Consider the following 19,085-nt stretch of genomic DNA (forward strand, 5'->3'; position numbering starts at 1 on the left):
ACCGGCCGATCATCGCACAGCGGCCGCCTCGCTTAGGGTGGGAAATCGTGCGCGAAGAATCACGTCGATCCGCGGCGGAGGCGGGCTCCGCGAACCGCCTGACCGTGGTCGGGATCGGGGCGGACGGCTGGCCCGGCCTGTCGGAACCGGCGAAGGCCGCGGTGCTCGCCGCCGACGTCGTGCTGGGTGCGCCCCGGCAGCTGGCCTACCTGCCCGAGGAGGTCCCGGCGCAGGCGTGGCCGACGCCGTTGCTGCCGGGGCTGGACGCGGTCATCGCGGAGCACGAAGGCGCCCGGATCTGCGTCCTGGCCAGCGGTGATCCGTTTTTGTCGGGGGTGGGTGCCACACTGGTGGCCCATGGATACGAGGTCGAGGCGCTACCCGCGCTCTCCTCGGTGACACTGGCCCGGGCACGGCTGGGCTGGTCCGCCGAGGAGACCGAGGTGGTCACCATCGTCGGCCGGTCGTCGGCCCGCGTCGCCCGGGTTCTGGCGCCGCGCCGGCGAGTGCTCGTCCTGGGTGCCGACGCGCCCGCTTTGCGCTCCCTGCTCACCGTGCGGGGTTATGGCGAGAGCGAGCTGATCGCGTTGGAGAACCTGGGCGGGCCCGACGAGCGCGTCTCCGACGGCTGGGCCGGCGATCCCGGACCGCTGACGGTGTTCGCGCTGGCGTGCGCGGGTCCGGCGTTGCCGCTGATCGGCATCCCGGACGACGTGTACGCCCACGACGGGCAGTTGACCAAGCGCGACCTGCGAGTGTCGGCGCTGGCCCGCCTCGCGCCGAGTCCCGGCGAGTTGTTGTGGGACGTCGGCGCGGGCGCGGGCAGCGTCGGCATCGAGTGGTCACGGCTGCACGGGCTCAACCGCGCGGTCGCGATCGAGCGTTCGGCCGAGCGGGCCGAGCGGATCGCCCGGAACGCATTGGACCTGGGAGTACCGGAACTGGAGGTGGTGGCGGGGGAAGCACCGGAAGCGCTGAGCGCGCTGCCCGCACCGGACGCGGTCTTCATCGGAGGCGGCGTGACGGCGCCGGGCGTACTGGAGGCGTGTGTGGCCACGGGCGCACGAGTGGTGGCGCACGGGGTGACGCTGGAGGCCGAGCAGGTCCTGGCGCGCGCGTACGAGGAGCACGGAGGGGAGCTGCTGCGGATCGGTGTGGAGAAGGCGGCCCCGCTGGGCGGCTTCACGGGCTGGACCCCGGCTCGGGTCGTGACGCAGTGGAGCAACCGATGACCGTGCACTTCATCGGCGCCGGGCCCGGGGCCGCCGACCTCATCACCGTGCGCGGCCGGGACCTGCTCGCCCGGTGCGGGGTCTGCCTCTACCCCGGCAGCATGACGCCGCCCGATCTGCTCGCCTACTGCCCGCCCGGGGCCGAGCTCGTCGACACGGCGAACCTCAGCCTCGAGCAGATCGTCGCGAGGCTGGTCGAGGCCCACCGGGCCGGGCACGAGGTCGCGCGGCTGTGCTCCGGGGATCCGTCGCTCTACAGCGCCGTCGCCGAGCAGGTGCGGCGGCTGGACGCGGCCGGGGTTCCCTATGCCGTCGTCCCCGGTGTGCCCGCCTTCGCCGCTTCGGCCGCCGCGCTGAAGCGGGAGCTCACCGTGCCCGAAATCGGGCAGAGCCTGGTGATCACTCGCGTCCAAGCCCGCTCGACCAAGATGCCGCCCGGGGAGACCCTCGCCGCTTTTGCCGCGACCGGGGCCACCCTCGCGCTGCACCTCGCCATCAACCACGTCGAGCGGGTGGCCGGGGAACTCCGGCCGCACTACGGCGCGGACTGTCCCGTCGCCGTCGTCGCGCTCGCGAGCCAGCCCGGGGAAACCGTCGTGCGCGGGGTGCTCGGCGAACTGCCCGCGCTGGTGCGCGAAGCCGGGATGACGCGCGCCGCCACCATCTTCGTCGGGCGGGTGCTCGCCGCGACCGACTTCCCCGACAGCTTCCTCTACTCGAGTGCCCGTGACCGGGCGAACCAACCGGAGTCGTTGTGACGGAACTGCGCTGGGGCCTGCTGGCCGCCGGGACGATCGCCGCCCACTTCGCCGCGGGCGTCGACGAAAGCAAGCACGGCGTCCTCGGTGCCGTCGCGGCGCGGGACGCCGGGCGCGCGCGGGACTTCGCCACGCGCTTCGACATCCCGAAGGCCTACGGCAGCTACGAAGAGCTCCTCGCCGACCCGGACATCGACGCCGTGTACGTCTCGACGCCGCACGCGATGCACAAGCAGTGGGCCATCGCCGCCGCCGAGGCCGGGAAGCACGTGCTGTGCGAGAAGCCGCTGACGATCACCGCGGCCGATGCCGAGGAGGTGATCGCGGCCGCCCGCGCGCACGACGTCTTCCTGATGGAGGCGTTCATGTACCGGCTGCACCCGCAGACGCGGCGGCTGGCCGAGCTGATCTCGTCCGGCGCCATCGGCGAGGTCCGCGCGGTGGACACGACCTTCTCCTTCGACAGCAACCCGGAGGAGACCGCCCGGCTCGGCGACCCGGCGCTCGGCGGCGGCGGGATCCTCGACGTCGGCTGCTACTGCACGTCGCTGGCCCGGCTGGTCGCGCAGGCCGCGACCGGGCAGGACGTCGTCGAACCGTCCGAAGTCAGCGGGATGGCGCACCTGTCCGCCACCGGCGTCGACGAGTGGGCGACGGGCCTGCTGCGCCTGCCCGGGGACATCCTCGCGACGATTTCGTGCGGGATCCGGCTGACCCGCGAAGACGGCATCCACGTCTTCGGCTCGCTCGGGCAGATCCACGTCCCGCAGCCCGCGTGGATCCACCCGCTGCGCAAACCGGGCGTCTCGCGGATCATCCTGACCCCGGCCGGCGGCGAGCCGGAGGTCATCGAGGTCGAAGCCACGCAGGGCGTCTTCGCGCGCGAAGCGGACCACGTCGCCGCGCACGTCGAAGACCGGCAGGCGCCCGAGCTGACCTGGGCGGAGACCCTCGCCAACCTGCGTACGCTGGACCGCTGGCGCGAAGCCGTCGGCTACGGGCGTTCCTCGTGATCCTCATCCTCGGCGGGACCGGCGAAGCCCGGCAACTCGCCGAAGCGCTCACCGCGCGCGAAGTCCGCGTTGTCTCTTCGCTGGCCGGACGCGTCGCCCGGCCGCGGCTTCCCGCCGGCGAAGTACGCGTCGGCGGCTTCGGCGGCCCGGACGGCCTGGCGCAGTATCTGCGCGAAAACCGGATCGAAGCCGTCGTCGACGCCACGCACCCCTTCGCCGAGCGCATCGGTGCGAACGCGGCAAAAGCGGCGGAGCTGACGGACCTCCCCCTCCTGCGGCTCGCGCGGCCCGGCTGGCGGCCGGGCCCCGGGGACGTCTGGCACTGGGCCGACGACCTCGCCGACGCCGCGCGCCGCCTGCCGGACCTGGGCGGACGCGTCTTCCTCACCAGCGGCCGCCAGGGCCTCCCGGCCTTCGCGCACCTCGACGACCTGTGGTTCCTGATCCGCTGCGTCGACCCGCCCGAGCCGCCGCTCCCGCGCCACCACGAGCTCCTCCTCGCCCGCGGGCCGTACGAGGTGGCGGCCGAGCGCCGGCTGCTCGGCCGGGTCGACGTCCTGGTCACCAAGGACTCCGGTGGCCCGCAGACCAGCGCGAAGCTGACCGCGGCCCGCGAACTCGGGAAGCCCGTCCTGGTGGTCCGGCGGCCGCCCCGGCCGCACACCGAGACCGCCGAAACCGTTCCTGAAGCCGTCGAATGGGTTCTGCACCGATGATCGAAGAGTTCTACGAAGTCCTGCGCAAGCGGCGTGACGTCCGCGGCGAGTTCACCGGCGCGCCGATCCCCGAAGCCACGTTGACGCGGATCCTCGAGGCCGCGCACGCCGCGCCGAGCGTCGGGCTCACCCAGCCGTGGGACTTCGTGCTGGTCGAAGACCACGGGACGCGCGAAAAGTTCGCCAAGCACGTCCACGAAGAACGTGAGGTCTTCGCCGGGCAGCTCGGCGAAGACCGCGCGAGCACGTTCGCGAACATCAAGGTGGAAGGCATCCTCGAGGCCAGCCTCGGTGTCGTCGTCACCTATGACCCGGCGCGCGGCGCGCCCGACGTGCTCGGCCGGCACGCCATCGCCGACGCCGGCCTGTACTCGGTGTGCCTCGCGATCCAGAACCTCTGGCTCGCCGCGACCGCCGAGGGCCTGGGCACCGGCTGGGTCAGCTTCTACCGCGAGCCGTTCCTGAGCGAGCTGCTCGGCATCCCGGACGGCGTCCGGCCGGTCGCGTGGCTCTGCGTGGGGCCGGTGAGCAAGCTGGAGACCGTGCCGGACCTGGAGCGCCACGGCTGGCGCAGCCGCCGGCCCCTGGCCGCGGCGATACACCACGGGCGATTCACCCCACGTGACCCGGGGGCTGCGTCAGCGGCCGACCTCTGACCCGTTAGCGTTGCGCCGATGCGTCTGATTGCCGTAGCGCTAGGGCTGCTCTCGGCCTTGTGCGCGCTGGCTTTCCCCTTCCTGCCGGTGGTGCAGGACACGGCGGAGGTCGTCTGGCCGACCGGCAGCGACACCCGCTCCGTCAACGCGCCCTTGACCGGGTACTGGGCCCAGGACCTGCGCGCCGAGCTGCCGTGCGCGGCCATCCGCTCGGTGGACGCCCGCACGAACGGGCCCGGCCTGCTCTTCGCCACCGTGCCGGACGGCCGCACCGACCCGAAGGCCGGCAAGGGCGTCGGCATGCAGCTGCGCGTCGACAACGGCGTGCTGCTCGCCTCGAGCCAGGGCCAGCAGATCGCCCAGCAGCCGCTGCCCGCCGAAAAGTGCGACGTCGAACTGGACGTCGACGCGACGCAGATGACGCTCGCCGTCGCCGGGACACCGATCTTCCACGCGGGCGGCGACGTCCGTCCCCGCGTCGTCGGCATCTACTCCTCCATCAACTCGAGCAAGGACCCGATCGCCGGCCTGCACGTCTCGATCGTGCCGGACACGCGGTACCAGACGTCGCCGACCGCGCTGAAGATCCTCGTCGGCGTGCTCGCCGTGCTGTCGCTGATCGGCTGCCTGATCGCGGTCTGGCGCCGCGACTCCGGCTTCGCGCGCCGCGCCCCGCGCTGGGCACCGGTCGGCTGGTGGCGGCTGACGGCGCGGGACGTGACGGTGATCGTCGCGCTCGGCGCCTGGGTCTTCATCGGGCCGGTGACCTCGGACGACGGCTACATCCTCACGATGGCCCGGGTCACCGAGGCGACCGGCTACCTGACGAACTACCACCGCTGGTTCGGCGTCGCCGAGGCGCCGTTCGGCTGGTTCTACCACCTCTTCGAGCTGATGGCGCACGTCAGCGTGGTGCCGCCGTGGATCCGGCTGCCGTCGTTCCTGCTCGGCGTGCTCAGCTGGCTGCTGATCAGCCGCGAGGTGATGCCGCGGCTGGGCACCCAGATCCGCACCAGCAGCCCGGCCGGCTGGGCCGCCGCGACGGTGTTCCTGATCTGGTGGATGCCCTACAACAACGGCGTCCGCCCGGAACCGGTGGCCGCGCTCGGCTCGCTGCTGGCGATCTGCGCGGTGGAGCGTGCGCTGGTGACGCGGCGGCTGCTGCCCCTGTGCCTCGGCCTGACCGCGGCCGGGTTCACCCTGGCCGCGACGCCGACCGGGCTGATCGCGGTGGCGCCGTTCCTGGTCGCCGCGCGGCCGCTGTTCAAGCTGGTGCGCCAGCGCGCGAACGAGAGCGGCTGGCTGCCGGTGCTCGCGCCGGTTGCCGCGGCCGGGCTGCTGGTGCTGGTCGTGGTGTTCGCCGACCAGACCTTCGCGACCGTGCAGGAAGCGACCCGGATCCGGACCCAGGTGGGCCCGAACCTGTCGTGGTTCCAGGAGCTCGCGCGCTACCAGCTGCTGTTCGCCGACCTGCCGGACGGCTCGGCGCCCCGCCGGTTCCCGGTGCTGCTGGTCGTCCTGTGCACCGCCACCTGCCTGGTGATGCTGCTGCGCCGCGGCCGCATCCCCGGTGCGTCGCTCGGTCCCGCCCGCCGCCTGATCGGCACGACGGCGGTGTTCTTCCTGCTGCTGGCCCTGACGCCGACGAAGTGGACGCACCACTTCGGTGCGTTCGCCGCGGTCGGCGCGTCGATGGCGGCGTTGACCGCGCTCGCGACCAGCTCGACGGTCCTGCGGTCCAAACGCAACCGCGCCGCCTTCCTCGCCGGGCTGCTGGTCGTCGCCGCGCTGGCGGCGACCGGCCCGAACACCTACTGGTTCGTCTCGCGCCTCGGTGTCCAGTGGACGAACGTGGCGCCGTCGATCGGCGGCATCGGCCTGTCCACGATCCTGCTGGTCGCGGCCGCGGTCGCCGGGGTGTACGCGTTCGTCGAGAACGTCCGCGCGCACCGGCCGGGCCTGCCGGACCAGCCCCAGGAAGGCCGGCTGCGCGCGCTGCGGCTCGGGTCGCTTTCGCTCGTGGTGGTCTGCGGCCTCGTCGCGGCGGGCGAGTTCGTCACGATGGCGTGGGCGATTCACAACCAGTCCGGCAGCTACAGCCTCGGCGCGGCCAACATCGGGCACCTGTTCGGCAAGAGCTGCAACCTCTCCGACCACGTGATGGTCGAGCGCGACGCGGCGACGAGCATCCTGCACCCGCAGGCCGAGCAGCGGACCGTCGCGGAGAAGGTCAAGGAGCCGGACTCCCCGCTGCCGAACCCGGACCAGGACAACGGCCGCGTCCAGACCGGCTTCCACACCCGCCCGGTCGACGACAAGGACCCCCTGGCCGAGCCCCCGCACGGGTTCACGCCGGAAAAGGTGCCGATGTGGTCGAGCTACCTCGACCCGGAGACGCGCGCCGGGCGGCTGCGCAGCGACTGGTACGCGCTGACGGAGAAGCCGGCGGACGGCCAGATCGTGGTGGCCACCGCGGGCGCGGCCCGCCGGCCGACGTCGGTCAGCCTCGACTACGGCGTCGACACCCCGGACGGCGTGAAGGTCCTGCGCAGCCAGTTCATGCTCCCGCCGGGCGCGGGCACCAACGGCTGGAACGACACCCGCATCAACCTGCGCGACCTGCCACCGGAGACGAACGCGGTCCGCGTCAACATCGTCGACAACGACCTGACCGAGGACGGCTGGATCGCGGCCTCGGCCCCGCGCGTCCCGACGTTCACGACGCTGACGGACCGCATCGGCTCGAAACCGGTGTACGTGGACTGGCCGGCGTCGTTCGTGTACCCGTGCGTCCAGCCGGTGACGTCGCACGACGGCATCTCGCAGGTCCCGGACTACCGCATCACGGCGGGTGGCCTGGCGGACGAGGCGCAGTGGGCGTCCTCGACGAACGGCGGGCCGATCGGCTGGCTGGAGGAGCTGGCCGAGGAGCCGGAGGTGCCGAGCTACCTGATCGGCCAGCCGAGCCAGTCGTGGGGCCAGCTGCTGCAGATCGAGCCGTTCACCGAGGGCATCGCGCCGACGGTGGTGCACGGGGAGAAGACGGTGCCGGGCTGGTGGTCACCGGGACCGGGACCGCGGCAGCCGAACGGCAAGGACCCGACGCGCTGACCGTCGTGAGTGGTAAGGCGGGTTCTAACCCGCCTTACCACTCACGACAAGCCGCGGCAGACTAGTAACTGCGGGGCGTCCAGACGATGCCGTTCTCCGCGCGGGTTTTCGACGAGCCCACGATCAGCAGGCACCGCATGTCCACCGTCGCCGGATCGAGGTCGCCCAGCGTGGTGATGCGGATGTCCTCCTCCGGGCCGCCGACGTCCCGGGCCACCACCACCGGGGTGTCCGCGGAACGGTGGCGGAGCAGCACGGCACGGGCGTCGGCCAGCTGGGTCGTCCGGGTGCGGGACGCCGGGTTGTACAGCGCCAGCACCAGGTCCGCCGCGCCCGCCGCGTCGAGGCGCTTCTCGATGATCTCCCACGGCTTCAGCCGATCGGACAGCGACAGCACGCAGTAGTCGTGGCCCAAGGGGGCTCCCACCCGGGACGCCGCCGCCTGGGCCGCGGTCACTCCGGGCACGATCCGGACCCGGACACCGGTGCCGTGCCCCGCGGACACCTGCTCCAGCACCGCCGACGCCATCGCGAACACGCCCGGGTCGCCCGAGGACACCACCGCGACCCGGGAGCCGGATGCGGCCAAGGACAACGCGTCGCGCGCCCGGTCCGCCTCGACGCGGTTGCCGGACGCGTGCCGCTGCTGGCCCGCCTTCTGCGGCACCCGCGCGACATACGGCCCGTACCCGACGATGTGCTCCGCCGCGTCAAGCTCCGAAGCGGCTTCGGGCGTCAGCCACTCGGGACCGGCCGGCCCGAGACCCACGACGACGACTTCACCGGCCGAAGGCGCGGCAGCCGGCGGAGAAGCCGGCGAAGACTGACGTGACGCGTAAGCCGGCGAAGGCAGCAACGCCAGCGAGAAGTACGGCACCGTCGAAGGATCGACCGAGGCCAACGGCTCGACACGCTGCTGGCCCCAAGTCGCGCGCTCGACGTAGACGGCGTCGTCCAGCTTGCCCGCCTCCGCGAACGCCTCTCGCACCGACGAGAACGTCCGGCCCAGCTTCAGCACCGCCGCCGCGTCGGTGTCGGCGAGGCGCCGGGCCAGTTCCGGGGCCGGCAGCGTGCCCGGGAGCACCGTCAGCACCTCGTCGCGCTGCACCAGCGGGCGGCCGAAGACCGACGACGCCGCGCTCACCGACGTCACGCCCGGGACGACCACCGCCTCGAAGCGGCCGGAAAGCCGTTCGTGCATGTACATGTACGAGCCGTAGAAGAACGGGTCGCCTTCGCAGAGCAGAACCACGTCGCGGCCCGCGTCGAGGTGCTCGGCCAGCCGCTTCGCGCTCAGCTCGTAGAAGTCGGCGATCGCGCCCTCGTACCCGCCCGGGTGGTCGGTCGTCTCGGTCGTGACCGGGTAGACGAGCTTCTCCTCGATCTGCCCCTCGCGCAGGTACGGCTCGGCGACCGACCGCGCGATGCTCCGGCCGTGCCGCGCGCAGTGGTAGGCGATCACCGAGGCTTCGGAAATCAGGCGCGCCGCCTTGACCGTCATCAGTTCCGGGTCGCCGGGGCCGAGCCCGACGCCGTACAGCGTTCCGGTCATTCTTCGGCGCTCGCGAGGGCGTTGATCGCCGCGACGGCCATCGCGCTGCCGCCGCGCCGGCCGTGCACCACCAGGTACGGTGCCGGGGCGCGCTTGGCCAGCTCCTCTTTGGACTCCGCCGCGCCGACGAAACCGACCGGGACGCCGATGATCGCCGCGGGCGCGCCGACGCCTTCGTCGAGGATCTCCAGCAGGCGGAACAACGCCGTCGGCGCGTTGCCGATCGCCACGACCGAGCCGGGCAGCTTGTCGCGCCACAGTTCCAGCGCGGCGGCCGAGCGCGTGGTGCCCATCCGCTCGGCCAGACCTGGCACCGCAGGGTCCGAGAGCGTGCAGAGCACCTCGTTGTTCGCGGGCAGGCGACGGCGGGTGACGCCGCTCGCGATCATCTGCGCGTCGCACAGGATCGGCGCGCCCGCTTCGAGGGCGGCGCGGCCGGACTCGACGACGTCGAGCGTGTAGCGCAGGTCGTCGACCAGATCGACCATGCCGCAGGCGTGGATCATCCGGACCGCCAGCCCGGCCACGTCGTCGGGCAGGATCGCCAGGTCCGCCTCCTCGCGGATCGTGGCGAACGAGTGCCGGTAGATCTCGGCACCGTCCCGCAGGTAGTCGATCACAGCTTCCCTTCCATCTCGTCGAGCGGCACCCAGCGGCCGTCGATGCGGTAGCCCCCCGCTTCGGCGACAACGTCCACATGGGACTGCGACGGCTTTCCGCACCGCCGCTCACAGCCCGAGAAGTGCGCGCGCAGGCCCGGCCGGAACACCGCGTCGGCCCGGACGTCGGCGCGCGACTTCGCGCAGCCCGGACGGCCGATGCACGCGGTGGTCCCCAACGCCTCGCCCCCGAACCCCAGCCGCTCGAAGACGTCGGCGGGCACGTCCGGCAGGACCAGCGACTTCCACGGCGTGACCAGCGCCGTCCCGTACTCCGCCAGCGCCCGCGCCCGCGTCGCGGACAGCTGCCCGAAGCGCGGCACGACACCGGCCGCGAAGCCACCGCCATCCTTGAGAATCAGGCCGGCCGGGACCTCGGCCGGCATCCGCGGCACCGGCGTCCCGCGCCAGGCCGGGTCGTCGAGTTCGGCGACGCGCCAGGCGGCGCCGCGCACCCGGCAGAACTCCAGCGCCACCTCGATGAGCACCGCCACCGCGTCGGCGCGGGCCACCCGTCGTCCCGTGTCGCCACCCGCGAGCAGCAGCGTTCCCCCGGCAGGGCCCGTCGCGCGCCAGCAGACGTCGGCACCTTCGCCGGCGACGTCCCCGCGTCCGTCGTCGAAGGCGAAGAGGAACCGTCCGGGCAGAGCCGCCAGGTCCGGCGTCGAACACAGCACCTGGTCCAGCTCAGCCGCCAGGCCGCGGACGTCGGCGAGGCCGCCGCGCACTCCGCTCAGCGGTGACGCGAGGACGTTCCGGACCCGCTCGTGCGACGGCGAAGGCAGCAGACCCGCGCCGGTCAGCCGGTCCGCGAGACCGGGCTCGGTGACGCCGCGGAGCTGGACGTTGCCGCGCGAGGTGAGGTGGAGGTCGCCGTCGCCGCAGGCCTCGGCCGCGTCGGCCAGCGCGTGCAGCTGCACTGCGGAAATCGTGCCGCCGGGCAGCCGCACCCGCGCCAACGGGCCGTCAGCGGCGTCGTGGGGTGCGAAAACACCGGGGCACGCGTCGGCTCGCACGCGTGCTGGGGTCGGCATGAGGTCACTGTAGCTGGCCGTTCCGGGGCTCCGGCGGGTCCGAACGCGGCCGGATCCGGGCCGTTCCGGCGTCCAGGTCCACGTCACGCCAAGGAGGCGCGCCTTCGGCGTCCTGCTCGACGAGCATCGACATCGTTTCCCGGTGTTCCAGCTCACGCCGCTTGGTCCCGTAGAGGAACGCGGTGGCTTCTTCGATGGAGGTCGCGGACAGCCGCGCCTTGAAGCGCGAGCCGTTCTTGCGCGGCCGCAGTTCGATCGCGGCCATGACCAGCAGGATCACGACGCCGCCCGGAAGGGCGAGCCCCAGCCAAGTTCCCATGCCCGGCGAACCGGGTGACCGTGGGTCAAGTTCCCGGTACCGCAGAAGTCTGATCAAATGTAGTAGGTGTGCTACATTCAATCGCATCAGTCAGATGGGGGTGACCGTGATGAGAGATCCGTCCGATCCCGTCGTCCGCGTGCGCGGGCTGCGGATGCGGTACGGCACGAACGACGTGCTCCACGGCGTCGAGTTCGAGGCGTACCGGGGTGAGGTCGTCGGCCTGCTCGGGCCGAACGGCGCGGGCAAGACGACGACGATCGAGATCCTCGAGGGCTTCCGCATGCGGTCGGCCGGCGAGGTGAGCGTGCTGGGCGTCGACCCGGCGCACGGCGGCGAGGACTGGCGGGCACGGCTGGGGGTCGTGCTCCAGTCCTGGCGTGACCACGGGAAGTGGCGCGTCCGCGAGCTGCTCGCGCACCTCGGCCGGTACTACGCGCCGTACTCGACGGCGTCGCACCAGCGGCCGTGGGACACCGACGAGCTGATCGCGACGGTCGGGCTCACCGAGCACGCGCACAAGAAGCTCAAGCAGCTCTCGGGCGGGCAGCGGCGGCGGCTCGACGTCGCCATCGGCATCGTCGGGCGCCCCGAGCTGCTGTTCCTCGACGAGCCGACCGCGGGCTTCGACCCCGAGGCCCGGCGCGAGTTCCACGACCTGGTGCACCGCCTGTCCGACGAGCTCGACACGACGATCCTGCTGACCACGCACGACCTGGACGAGGCCGAGAAGCTGGCCGACCGGATCCTCATCCTCAACGGCGGCCGGATCATCGCCGACGGCTCGGCCGACCAGCTCAGCCGGCAGATCTCCGGCGAGGCCGAGGTCCGCTGGAGCGTCGGCGGGCAGCGCTTCGTCCACTCGACGACCGAAGCGACGAAGTACGTGTACGACCTGTTCAAGCAGCACGGCGAGGCCGTCGCGGACCTCGAGGTCCGGCGGGCGTCGCTGGAGGACACCTACATGACGCTGGTCCACCGCGCCGAAACCGGCGGCGAGACGGAGCTCGGCCTCCAGGAAGCGGGTGCGCGATGAACGCCAGGACCACCGCGCTGCGCTCCGGCCTGGCCCGTGGCTGGATCGAGTTCAAGCAGACGTGGACCAACGCCGACGACGTCGTGGGGCAGCTCGTCTTCGTCGCGCTCTTCCTCGGTACGTTGTTCTTCATGCGCAACGCCACGCTGCCCGGCACGTCGTTCTCGCTGGGCGCGGCGACCGTGCCCGGCGTGCTCGGCGCCGGCATCGTGTTCAACGGCCTGACCGCCGCGGCGGGCTACCTGGCCGTCGACCGCGAAGACGGCACGCTGCTGCGGGCCAAGGCGACCCCGAACGGGATGGTCGGGTACCTGGCCGGGAAGACGACCGCGCTGTCGCTCGCCCAGCTCACGTCCATCATCGCGGTCCTGGTCCCGTGCCTGTTCGCGTTCCCCGTGCTGGCGCCCGACGGCGTCTGGTCGTACCTGCACCTGCTCGGGGTGCTGGTGCTCGGCATGATCGCGACGATGCCGATCGGTGCGGCGCTGGGGGCGCTGGCCACCAGCTCGCGCGCGATCGGGCTGATCACCCTGCCGGTGATGGGCATGGGCGCGATTTCGGGCATCTTCTACCCGATCACGGCGCTGCCGGGCTGGCTGCAGGACGTCGGGCAGGTGTTCCCGATGTACTGGCTCGGCCTCGGGATGCGCTCGGCGTTGCTGCCGGACAGCGCACTCGCCGTCGAGATCGGCCAGTCGTGGCGGCCGGTGGCGACCCTGGCGGTGCTCCTCGCCTGGGCGGTGGCCGGGTTCGCGCTGGCCCCGATCCTGCTCCGCCGGATGGCGCGGCGCGAGGCCGGCTCGTCGCTGGCCGAACGGCGGCAGAAGGCCATGCAGCGTGTGGGGTGAGTCATGAGCGAGGTCGTGTACAACCGGATCGCGATGCTGCGCGCGGAGCGGTCGATCTCGCGGCGGCAGCTGGCGGAGGCCCTCGGCGTGCACTACCAGACGATCGGCTACCTGGAGCGCGGCGAGTACAGCCCTTCGCTGTACCTGGCCCTGCGGATCGCGGAGTTCTTCGAGGTCTCCGTGGAAGTGCTGTTCTCGACGAAGCCCTTCCCCCGCCTGGGAGAGCGGTCCGCCTAGGGCTTGCGCAGGTCGGCGTCGGCCAGGGCGCGGACGACGGCGTCGCGGCGGGTCTCGCGGATCGTCCGGTTGAGCTCGACGTGCAGGAACGGTGTGCCGTCGGCGGCCTGGCCCTGGACGTTCGTCGTCCCGGCCAGGCCGCGGCAGGGCTCGGCCCAGGCCCGGCGGACGCGGAACCCGGCGGCTTCCAGGCGGTCCGCTGCCCGGCGGGCCGCGTCGCCGGCCTCCGCGGCGCCGGCCGAGAGGACGACGTCGGCCGCGGGCAGGGTGCGGTCCTTGAAGCCGTGCAGCTGGACCTGCGGCAGGCCGCGGCGGGCCAGCAGCGTGGTGACGACGTGGAAGACGGTCCGCGTCTCGTGCGCCGGGTCCTCCCGGCGGCGGTGCGCCCCCGCGACGGCGAGCAGCGCGCCGGGCACCTGCTGGAAGAGGGCCAGGCCGATGAGGTCGGTCCGCAGGTCGGACGAGGGGTGCGGCACCTCGACGACCAGTGACGGCGGCGCGGACCGGTCGATCGCGTAGAGCCCCCAGGCCCGTTCGGTGCCGCGTTCCTGGACCACTAGGGCATCGCCGGTCACGGAGAACCCCAGGTCAGGGAGGTGGTGGGGGCGGCCGTCGAGCAAGGCGGCGAAGCCCGTTCCGGCGGTTTCGAGCTCGGCCGCGGTGGGGTGGCGGTACGGCTGCCGGGTCGACTGCGCGGCGGTGAAGCTCCGGAGCAAGGGTTCCAAGCCGCCAGGTTACCCAGGCAACGTCACCTTGACGCGCCTCGACCAGCACCGGAGAGTGAGGGCGATACCCACGCGTCGGCAGGTGGAGGAACCCGGTGGAAGTCCGGGGCGGTCCCGCCACTGTGACCGGAGCCGTGTTCGATGCCCCCTCCGCGGGAGGGAGTACGTCGGCGGCTCCGGGAGCCAGGAACTCCGGCCGGCGCGCCCGTCTACCCGGGGCGCGGACCCCGAGGAGGAACCTCGTGATCCTGCTTTTGTCCACTTCGGACACCGACCTGCTCAGCGCCCGATCGAGCGACCGCGAGTACCGGCTCGGCAACCCCGCCCGGCTCGACGTCGCCGAGCTGCCCGGGCTGCTCGACGGCGTCAAGATCGTCGTCGCGCGGATCCTCGGCACGCCGCGGAGCTGGCAGGACGGCCTGGACACGCTGCGGGCGTCGGGCGCGCACGTCGTCGTCCTGGGCGGGGAGCAGACGCCGGACGCCGAGCTGATGAAGCTCTCCACCGTCCCCGCCGGGATCGCGGCCGAGGCCCACGCCTACCTCGCGCAGGGCGGCCCGGCCAACCTCACCCAGCTGCACCGGTTCCTCTCCGACACGCTCCTGCTGACCGGCGACGGTTTCGAGCCGCCCGCCGAGCAGTCCACGTGGGGCGTCCTCGAACGTCCTTCGCGGGGCGACGGCCCGGTCATCGGCATCCTCTACTACCGCGCACACCACCTGTCCGGGAACACCGCGTTCGTGCACACCCTGGCCGACGAAATCGAAGCCGCGGGCGGGCGCGCGTTGCCGGTCTACTGTGCTTCGCTGCGGACACGCGAGCCGGAGATGATGGCCGAGCTGGCGTCCGTGGACGCCTTGCTGGTCACCGTGCTCGCGGCCGGCGGCACGCGGCCGTCCGAGGTGGGCGCGGGTGGTGACGACGAGGCGTGGGACGTCGCCGAGATGGCCGCGCTCGACGTCCCGATCCTGCAGGCGCTGTGCCTGACCAGCGACCGCGAGACGTGGGCGGCCAGCGACGACGGCCTCTCGCCGCTCGACGCCGGGAACCAGATGGCCGTGCCGGAGTTCGACGGGCGGCTGATCACGGTGCCGTTCTCGTTCAAGGAGCTGGACGAGGACGGTCTCCCCCGGTACGTGCCGGACGCCGAGCGCGCGTCCCGCGTCGCTCGCATCGCGCTGGCGCATGCGCGGCTCCGGTACACACCTCCGCCGGAACGCCGCATCGCGCTGATGCTGTCCGCGTACCCGACGAAGCACTCTCGCGTCGGCAACGCGGTCGGGCTGGACACGCCCGCGTCGGCGATCGAGCTGCTGCGGCGGATGCGCGCGCTGGGCTACGACCTGGGACCGGACGCGTTCCCGGGCGTCGACCCGACCGGCACCGACCAGCCCGACGGCGACGCGTTGATCCACGCGCTGATCGCCGCCGGCGGCCAGGACCCGGAGTGGCTGACCGAAGAGCAGCTCGCCGGAAACCCGATCCGCGTCCCCGCCGCGCGGTACCAGGAGTGGTTCGACGCGCTGCCGGGCGAGCTGCGCGAAGGCGTCGAGGAGCACTGGGGCCCCGCGCCCGGCGAGCTGTACGTCGACAACGGCGACATCGTGCTGGCGTCCCTGCAGAGCGGCAACGTGATCATCATGATCCAGCCGCCCCGCGGGTTCGGCGAGAACCCCGTCGCGATCTACCACAACCCGGACCTGCCGCCGAGCCACCACTACCTGGCCGCGTACCGCTGGCTGGAAGAGGAGTTCGGCGCGCACGCCGTCGTCCACCTGGGCAAGCACGGGTCGCTGGAGTGGCTGCCGGGCAAGACCGCGGGGCTCTCGGCGTCGTGCGCACCGGACGCCGTGCTCGGGAACCTGCCGCTGGTGTACCCGTTCCTGATCAACGACCCGGGCGAGGGCGCGCAGGCGAAGCGCCGCGCGCACGCGACGATCGTCGACCACCTGATCCCGCCGATGGCGCGGGCGGAGTCCTACGGCGACATGGCGCGGCTGGAGCAGCTGCTCGACGAGCACGCGAACATCGCGGCGATGGACCCGGCGAAGCTGCCGGCCGTGCGCCAGCAGATCTGGACGCTGATCCAGGCGGCGAAGCTGGACCACGACCTCGGCATCGACGAACGGCCGCACGACGCGGAGTTCGACGACTTCCTGCTGCACATCGACGGCTGGCTCTGCGAGGTCAAGGACGCGCAGATCCGCGACGGGCTGCACGTCCTGGGGGCGGCGCCGACCGGCGAGGCGCGCGTCAACCTGGTGCTGGCGATGCTGCGCGCGTCCCAGATGTGGGGCGGCAAGCAGGGCGCGGTACCCGGCCTGCGGTCCGCGCTGGGCCTCAAGGAAGACGCGCCGATGTCCGAAGTGGACGCGGTCGAGAAGACGGCGCGTGAGCTCGTCCAGACGATGGAGATGCGGGGCTGGGACGCGACCGCGGTCGCGTCGGTGGCGCCGGACGCCCAGGTCGCGCGGGTGCTTTCGTTCGCCGCGGAGGAAATCGTCCCCCGGCTCGCGGGGACGTCGGCCGAGCTGGACGCGGTGCTGCACGCGCTGGACGGCGGGTACATCCCGGCCGGGCCGAGCGGGTCGCCGCTGCGCGGGCTGATCAACGTGCTGCCGACCGGGCGGAACTTCTACACCGTCGACCCGAAGGCCATCCCGAGCCGGCTGGCCTGGGAAACCGGGCAGGCGCTGGCGGACTCGCTGCTGAAGCGCTATCGCGAGGACACCGGCGACTGGCCGAAGTCGGTCGGGCTGTCGGTGTGGGGCACGTCGGCGATGCGGACGTCCGGCGACGACGCGGCGGAAGTCCTGGCGCTGCTGGGCGTCCAGCCGGTGTGGGACGAAGCTTCGCGGCGCGTCACGGGCATCGAGGCGATCCCCCTCGCCGAGCTGGGCCGGCCCCGGATCGACGTCACGATCCGGATCAGCGGGTTCTTCCGCGACGCGTTCCCGCACGTGATCGCCCTGATGGACGACGCGGTGCGGCTGGTGGCCGGGCTGGACGAACCTCTCGACGAGAACTTCGTCCGCGCGCACGTGTCCGCCGACCTGGCGGCACACGGCGACGACCGGCGCGCGACCACGCGGATCTTCGGCTCGAAGCCGGGCGCGTACGGCGCGGGCCTGCTCCCGCTGATGGACAGCGGGAACTGGCGCGACGACAAGGACCTCGCGGAGGTGTACGCGGTGTGGGGCGGCTTCGCGTACGGCCGCGACCTGGACGGCCGCCCGGCGCGCGAGGACATGGAGAGTTCGTACAAGCGCATCGTGGTGGCGGCGAAGAACACCGACACGCGCGAGCACGACATCGCCGACTCGGACGACTACTTCCAGTACCACGGCGGGATGATCGCGACGGTCCGCGCGCTGACGGGCGCGGCCCCGGCGTCCTACGTGGGCGACAGCACCTCCCCCGACGCGGTCCGCACGCGCACGCTGGGCGAGGAGACGGCCCGGGTGTTCCGCGCCCGCGTGGTCAACCCCCGGTGGCTGGCGGCGATGCGCCGGCACGGTTACAAGGGTGCGTTCGAGCTGGCGGCCACGGTGGACTACCTGTTCGGCTTCGACGCCACGGCCGGCGTGGTCGGCGACTGGATGTACGAGAAGCTGACCGAGTCGTACGTGCTCGACGAGGTGAACCAGGAGTTCCTGCGGCAGGCGAACCCGTGGGCGCTGCGCGGGATCGTGGAGCGGCTGAACGAGGCGGCGGACCGCGGTTTGTGGGCGGAGCCGGATCCGGCGTTGCTGGAAAAGATGCGCGAGGTGTACCTGTCGTTGGAGGGTGACCTCGAGTCGGAGTGACCGCAAGCGGAGAGCCGGCGGCGGTGGTCCGGACCACCGCCGCCTTCGCCGGACAAGTTTCGGATATTGCGGGACGTTTCGCCCGTCGATCGGGATTACCCGACCTTCGCGTCTTGACTTCGTTAATGGTCTAGTCCAATGATCTGTCCACCTCGATCCCCACCGGGAGGACAGCTCATGCGCAGGAGCAGACTGGCCGCCGTCGGGCTCGCCGCCGCCACTTTCGCCGCCACCGCCGTCAGCCTCGTGCTCGGCGCACCGTCGGCGACCGCGGCGCTGAGCAACAACTGGTACGCCGCGGCGCCGTACCTGATGCCCCAGAGCAACAACCCGCCCGACCCTGTGACCGTGATGAACGCGACCGGGCTCAAGGCGTTCCAGCTGGCGTTCATCCTCGCTCCGAACGGCGGCGGCTGCAGCCCGACCTGGGACGGCACCTCCGCCGTCTCCTCCGACACCGCGGTCGCGGGCGTGATCTCGCGGATCCGCGGCGCGGGCGGCGACGTCTCGGTGTCCGTCGGCGGGTACGGCGGCACGAAGCTCGGCCAGACCTGCGGAACGGTGGCCGCGACGGCCGCCGCCTACCAGCAGGTCATCACGAAGTACTCGCTCAAGGCGATCGACTTCGACCTCGAAGAGCCCGAGTACGAGAACACCGCCGCGATCGCGAACGAGCTCGGCGCCGCGAAGACGTTGCAGGCCAGCAACCCCGGCCTGTTCGTGTCGGTGACCATGCCGGGCACCGCGGCCGGCACCGGCTGGTTCGGCACGCAGCTGATCGACCAGGCGAAGTCGATCGGCTTCACGCCGAACAACTTCTCGATCATGCCGTTCGACGGCGGTTTCAACGGCGGCTCGTCGCAGGTTTCGGCGCTGGAAGCGTTCCACGGCCTGCTGATGTCGCATCTGGGTTGGGACAGCGCGACCGCGTACGCCCACGAGGGTTTCTCCGGCATGAACGGCAAGTCCGACGCGGCGGAGATGTTCTACACCTCGGACTTCCAGACGGTGTACGACTACGCGACCAGCCACGGCCTCGGCCGCTTCACGTTCTGGTCGGTGAACCGGGACCGCGCCTGCTCCGGCACCACGGACAACGGCGTCTGCAGCAACGTCCCGCAGAACGACTGGGACTTCACGAAGTTCAGCGTCCGCTTCGCCGGCGCGACCCCGCCGCAGACCACCCCGCCGGTGACGACGACCCCCACCACCCCGGGCAACGGCTCTTGCACCGCGGCGGAGTGGGACCGGACGAAGGTCTACGTCAAGGACAACGTCGTCTCGCACAACAGCCACAAGTGGACGGCCAAGTGGTGGACGCAGGGCGAAGAGCCCGGCACCACCGGCGAATGGGGCGTCTGGCAGGACAACGGCGCCTGTTAG

16 protein-coding genes and 1 riboswitch are annotated in these 19,085 nt (G+C 72.3%); of the genes, 11 read left to right on the top strand and 5 right to left on the bottom strand.

Going from position 1 to position 19,085, the window contains the following annotated elements:
* Positions 1-47: 47 nt before the first annotated feature.
* From cbiE to AB0M30_RS25730, 6 genes are read left to right on the top strand one after another with little or no spacing between them, the layout of a single operon-like run.
* Positions 48-1,232 (top strand): precorrin-6y C5,15-methyltransferase (decarboxylating) subunit CbiE, encoded by a 1,185-nt coding sequence (cbiE, locus tag AB0M30_RS25705; protein WP_364588180.1) that lies wholly within the window; start codon positions 48-50, stop codon positions 1,230-1,232.
* Positions 1,229-1,990 carry a precorrin-4 C(11)-methyltransferase gene (cobM, locus tag AB0M30_RS25710; protein WP_103337655.1) on the top strand — a complete coding sequence of 254 codons (762 nt, stop codon included), beginning with the start codon at positions 1,229-1,231 and terminating at the stop codon, positions 1,988-1,990. The genes cbiE and cobM overlap by 4 nt, the downstream gene beginning before the upstream one ends.
* A complete protein-coding gene (locus AB0M30_RS25715) occupies positions 1,987-3,003 on the top strand; it encodes a Gfo/Idh/MocA family oxidoreductase (protein WP_364588183.1) in 1,017 nt (338 codons plus the stop codon). Before cobM ends, AB0M30_RS25715 begins: the two co-directional genes overlap by 4 nt.
* Positions 3,000-3,719: a cobalt-precorrin-6A reductase gene (locus AB0M30_RS25720; RefSeq protein WP_364588186.1), complete on the top strand. Its 720-nt coding sequence runs from the start codon at positions 3,000-3,002 to the stop codon at positions 3,717-3,719. Before AB0M30_RS25715 ends, AB0M30_RS25720 begins: the two co-directional genes overlap by 4 nt.
* Positions 3,716-4,375 carry a 5,6-dimethylbenzimidazole synthase gene (gene bluB / locus AB0M30_RS25725; RefSeq protein WP_364588189.1) on the top strand — a complete coding sequence of 220 codons (660 nt, stop codon included), beginning with the start codon at positions 3,716-3,718 and terminating at the stop codon, positions 4,373-4,375. The genes AB0M30_RS25720 and bluB overlap by 4 nt, the downstream gene beginning before the upstream one ends.
* Before the next feature lie 18 nt (positions 4,376-4,393).
* The gene (locus AB0M30_RS25730) at positions 4,394-7,486 is read left to right on the top strand and encodes an arabinosyltransferase domain-containing protein (protein ID WP_364588192.1); all 3,093 of its coding nucleotides are present in this window, start codon (positions 4,394-4,396) and stop codon (positions 7,484-7,486) included.
* 61 nt (positions 7,487-7,547) lie between these two features.
* Here AB0M30_RS25730 and AB0M30_RS25735 read toward each other — a convergent pair whose 3' ends face one another.
* Genes AB0M30_RS25735 through AB0M30_RS25750 form a run of 4 tightly spaced genes read right to left on the bottom strand, consistent with a single transcriptional unit; the run spans position 7,548 to position 11,050 of the window.
* Positions 7,548-9,038 carry a precorrin-2 C(20)-methyltransferase gene (locus AB0M30_RS25735; RefSeq protein ID WP_364588195.1) on the bottom strand — a complete coding sequence of 497 codons (1,491 nt, stop codon included), beginning with the start codon at positions 9,036-9,038 and terminating at the stop codon, positions 7,548-7,550.
* On the bottom strand, positions 9,035-9,658 hold the full coding sequence (locus AB0M30_RS25740; RefSeq protein WP_103337661.1) for a precorrin-8X methylmutase: 624 nt from the start codon (positions 9,656-9,658) through the stop codon (positions 9,035-9,037). Before AB0M30_RS25740 ends, AB0M30_RS25735 begins: the two co-directional genes overlap by 4 nt.
* Complete coding sequence (locus AB0M30_RS25745; protein ID WP_364588198.1) at positions 9,655-10,731, bottom strand: precorrin-3B synthase; 1,077 nt, start codon at positions 10,729-10,731, stop codon at positions 9,655-9,657. The genes AB0M30_RS25740 and AB0M30_RS25745 overlap by 4 nt, the downstream gene beginning before the upstream one ends.
* 4 nt (positions 10,732-10,735) lie before the next feature.
* The gene (locus AB0M30_RS25750) at positions 10,736-11,050 is read right to left on the bottom strand and encodes a DUF6191 domain-containing protein (RefSeq protein ID WP_103337663.1); all 315 of its coding nucleotides are present in this window, start codon (positions 11,048-11,050) and stop codon (positions 10,736-10,738) included.
* A gap of 109 nt (positions 11,051-11,159) precedes the next feature.
* Between AB0M30_RS25750 and AB0M30_RS25755 the strand changes: the two genes are divergently transcribed.
* From AB0M30_RS25755 to AB0M30_RS25765, 3 genes are read left to right on the top strand one after another with little or no spacing between them, the layout of a single operon-like run.
* Positions 11,160-12,086 (top strand): ABC transporter ATP-binding protein, encoded by a 927-nt coding sequence (locus AB0M30_RS25755; RefSeq protein WP_364588201.1) that lies wholly within the window; start codon positions 11,160-11,162, stop codon positions 12,084-12,086.
* A complete protein-coding gene (locus tag AB0M30_RS25760) occupies positions 12,083-12,934 on the top strand; it encodes an ABC transporter permease (RefSeq protein ID WP_364588204.1) in 852 nt (283 codons plus the stop codon). The genes AB0M30_RS25755 and AB0M30_RS25760 overlap by 4 nt, the downstream gene beginning before the upstream one ends.
* Before the next feature lie 3 nt (positions 12,935-12,937).
* On the top strand, positions 12,938-13,171 hold the full coding sequence (locus AB0M30_RS25765; RefSeq protein ID WP_043784651.1) for a helix-turn-helix transcriptional regulator: 234 nt from the start codon (positions 12,938-12,940) through the stop codon (positions 13,169-13,171).
* Here AB0M30_RS25765 and AB0M30_RS25770 read toward each other — a convergent pair.
* On the bottom strand, positions 13,168-13,896 hold the full coding sequence (locus AB0M30_RS25770; protein ID WP_364588207.1) for a hypothetical protein: 729 nt from the start codon (positions 13,894-13,896) through the stop codon (positions 13,168-13,170). The two genes, AB0M30_RS25765 and AB0M30_RS25770, sit on opposite strands and share 4 nt — an antisense overlap.
* 85 nt (positions 13,897-13,981) lie before the next feature.
* Positions 13,982-14,089, top strand: a riboswitch (cobalamin riboswitch).
* Positions 14,090-14,138: 49 nt separating this feature from the next.
* Here AB0M30_RS25770 and cobN point away from each other — a divergent pair.
* Both cobN and AB0M30_RS25780 read left to right on the top strand, forming a co-directional pair.
* Entirely contained in the window at positions 14,139-17,702 is a 3,564-nt protein-coding gene (cobN, locus tag AB0M30_RS25775; protein WP_364588210.1) for a cobaltochelatase subunit CobN, read from the top strand.
* Positions 17,703-17,879: 177 nt separating this feature from the next.
* Positions 17,880-19,085: a chitinase gene (locus AB0M30_RS25780; protein ID WP_364588213.1), complete on the top strand. Its 1,206-nt coding sequence runs from the start codon at positions 17,880-17,882 to the stop codon at positions 19,083-19,085.

The sequence above is a fragment of the Amycolatopsis sp. NPDC051716 genome, assembly GCF_040681595.1.
In the GTDB taxonomy this organism is placed as follows: Bacteria; Actinomycetota; Actinomycetes; order Mycobacteriales; family Pseudonocardiaceae; genus Amycolatopsis.

What these genes read in the sequence shown, in the direction of transcription:
- cobM (WP_103337655.1), top strand. Translation starts at nt 1,229, where the DNA reads ATGACCGTGCACTTCATCGGCGCCGGGCCCGGGGCCGCCGACCTCATC.
- bluB (WP_364588189.1), top strand. Translation starts at nt 3,716, where the DNA reads ATGATCGAAGAGTTCTACGAAGTCCTGCGCAAGCGGCGTGACGTCCGC.
- AB0M30_RS25730 (WP_364588192.1), top strand. Translation starts at nt 4,394, where the DNA reads ATGCGTCTGATTGCCGTAGCGCTAGGGCTGCTCTCGGCCTTGTGCGCG.
- AB0M30_RS25735 (WP_364588195.1), bottom strand. Translation starts at nt 9,038, where the DNA reads ATGACCGGAACGCTGTACGGCGTCGGGCTCGGCCCCGGCGACCCGGAA.
- AB0M30_RS25745 (WP_364588198.1), bottom strand. Translation starts at nt 10,731, where the DNA reads ATGCCGACCCCAGCACGCGTGCGAGCCGACGCGTGCCCCGGTGTTTTC.
- AB0M30_RS25750 (WP_103337663.1), bottom strand. Translation starts at nt 11,050, where the DNA reads ATGGGAACTTGGCTGGGGCTCGCCCTTCCGGGCGGCGTCGTGATCCTG.
- AB0M30_RS25755 (WP_364588201.1), top strand. Translation starts at nt 11,160, where the DNA reads ATGAGAGATCCGTCCGATCCCGTCGTCCGCGTGCGCGGGCTGCGGATG.
- AB0M30_RS25760 (WP_364588204.1), top strand. Translation starts at nt 12,083, where the DNA reads ATGAACGCCAGGACCACCGCGCTGCGCTCCGGCCTGGCCCGTGGCTGG.
- AB0M30_RS25765 (WP_043784651.1), top strand. Translation starts at nt 12,938, where the DNA reads ATGAGCGAGGTCGTGTACAACCGGATCGCGATGCTGCGCGCGGAGCGG.
- AB0M30_RS25780 (WP_364588213.1), top strand. Translation starts at nt 17,880, where the DNA reads ATGCGCAGGAGCAGACTGGCCGCCGTCGGGCTCGCCGCCGCCACTTTC.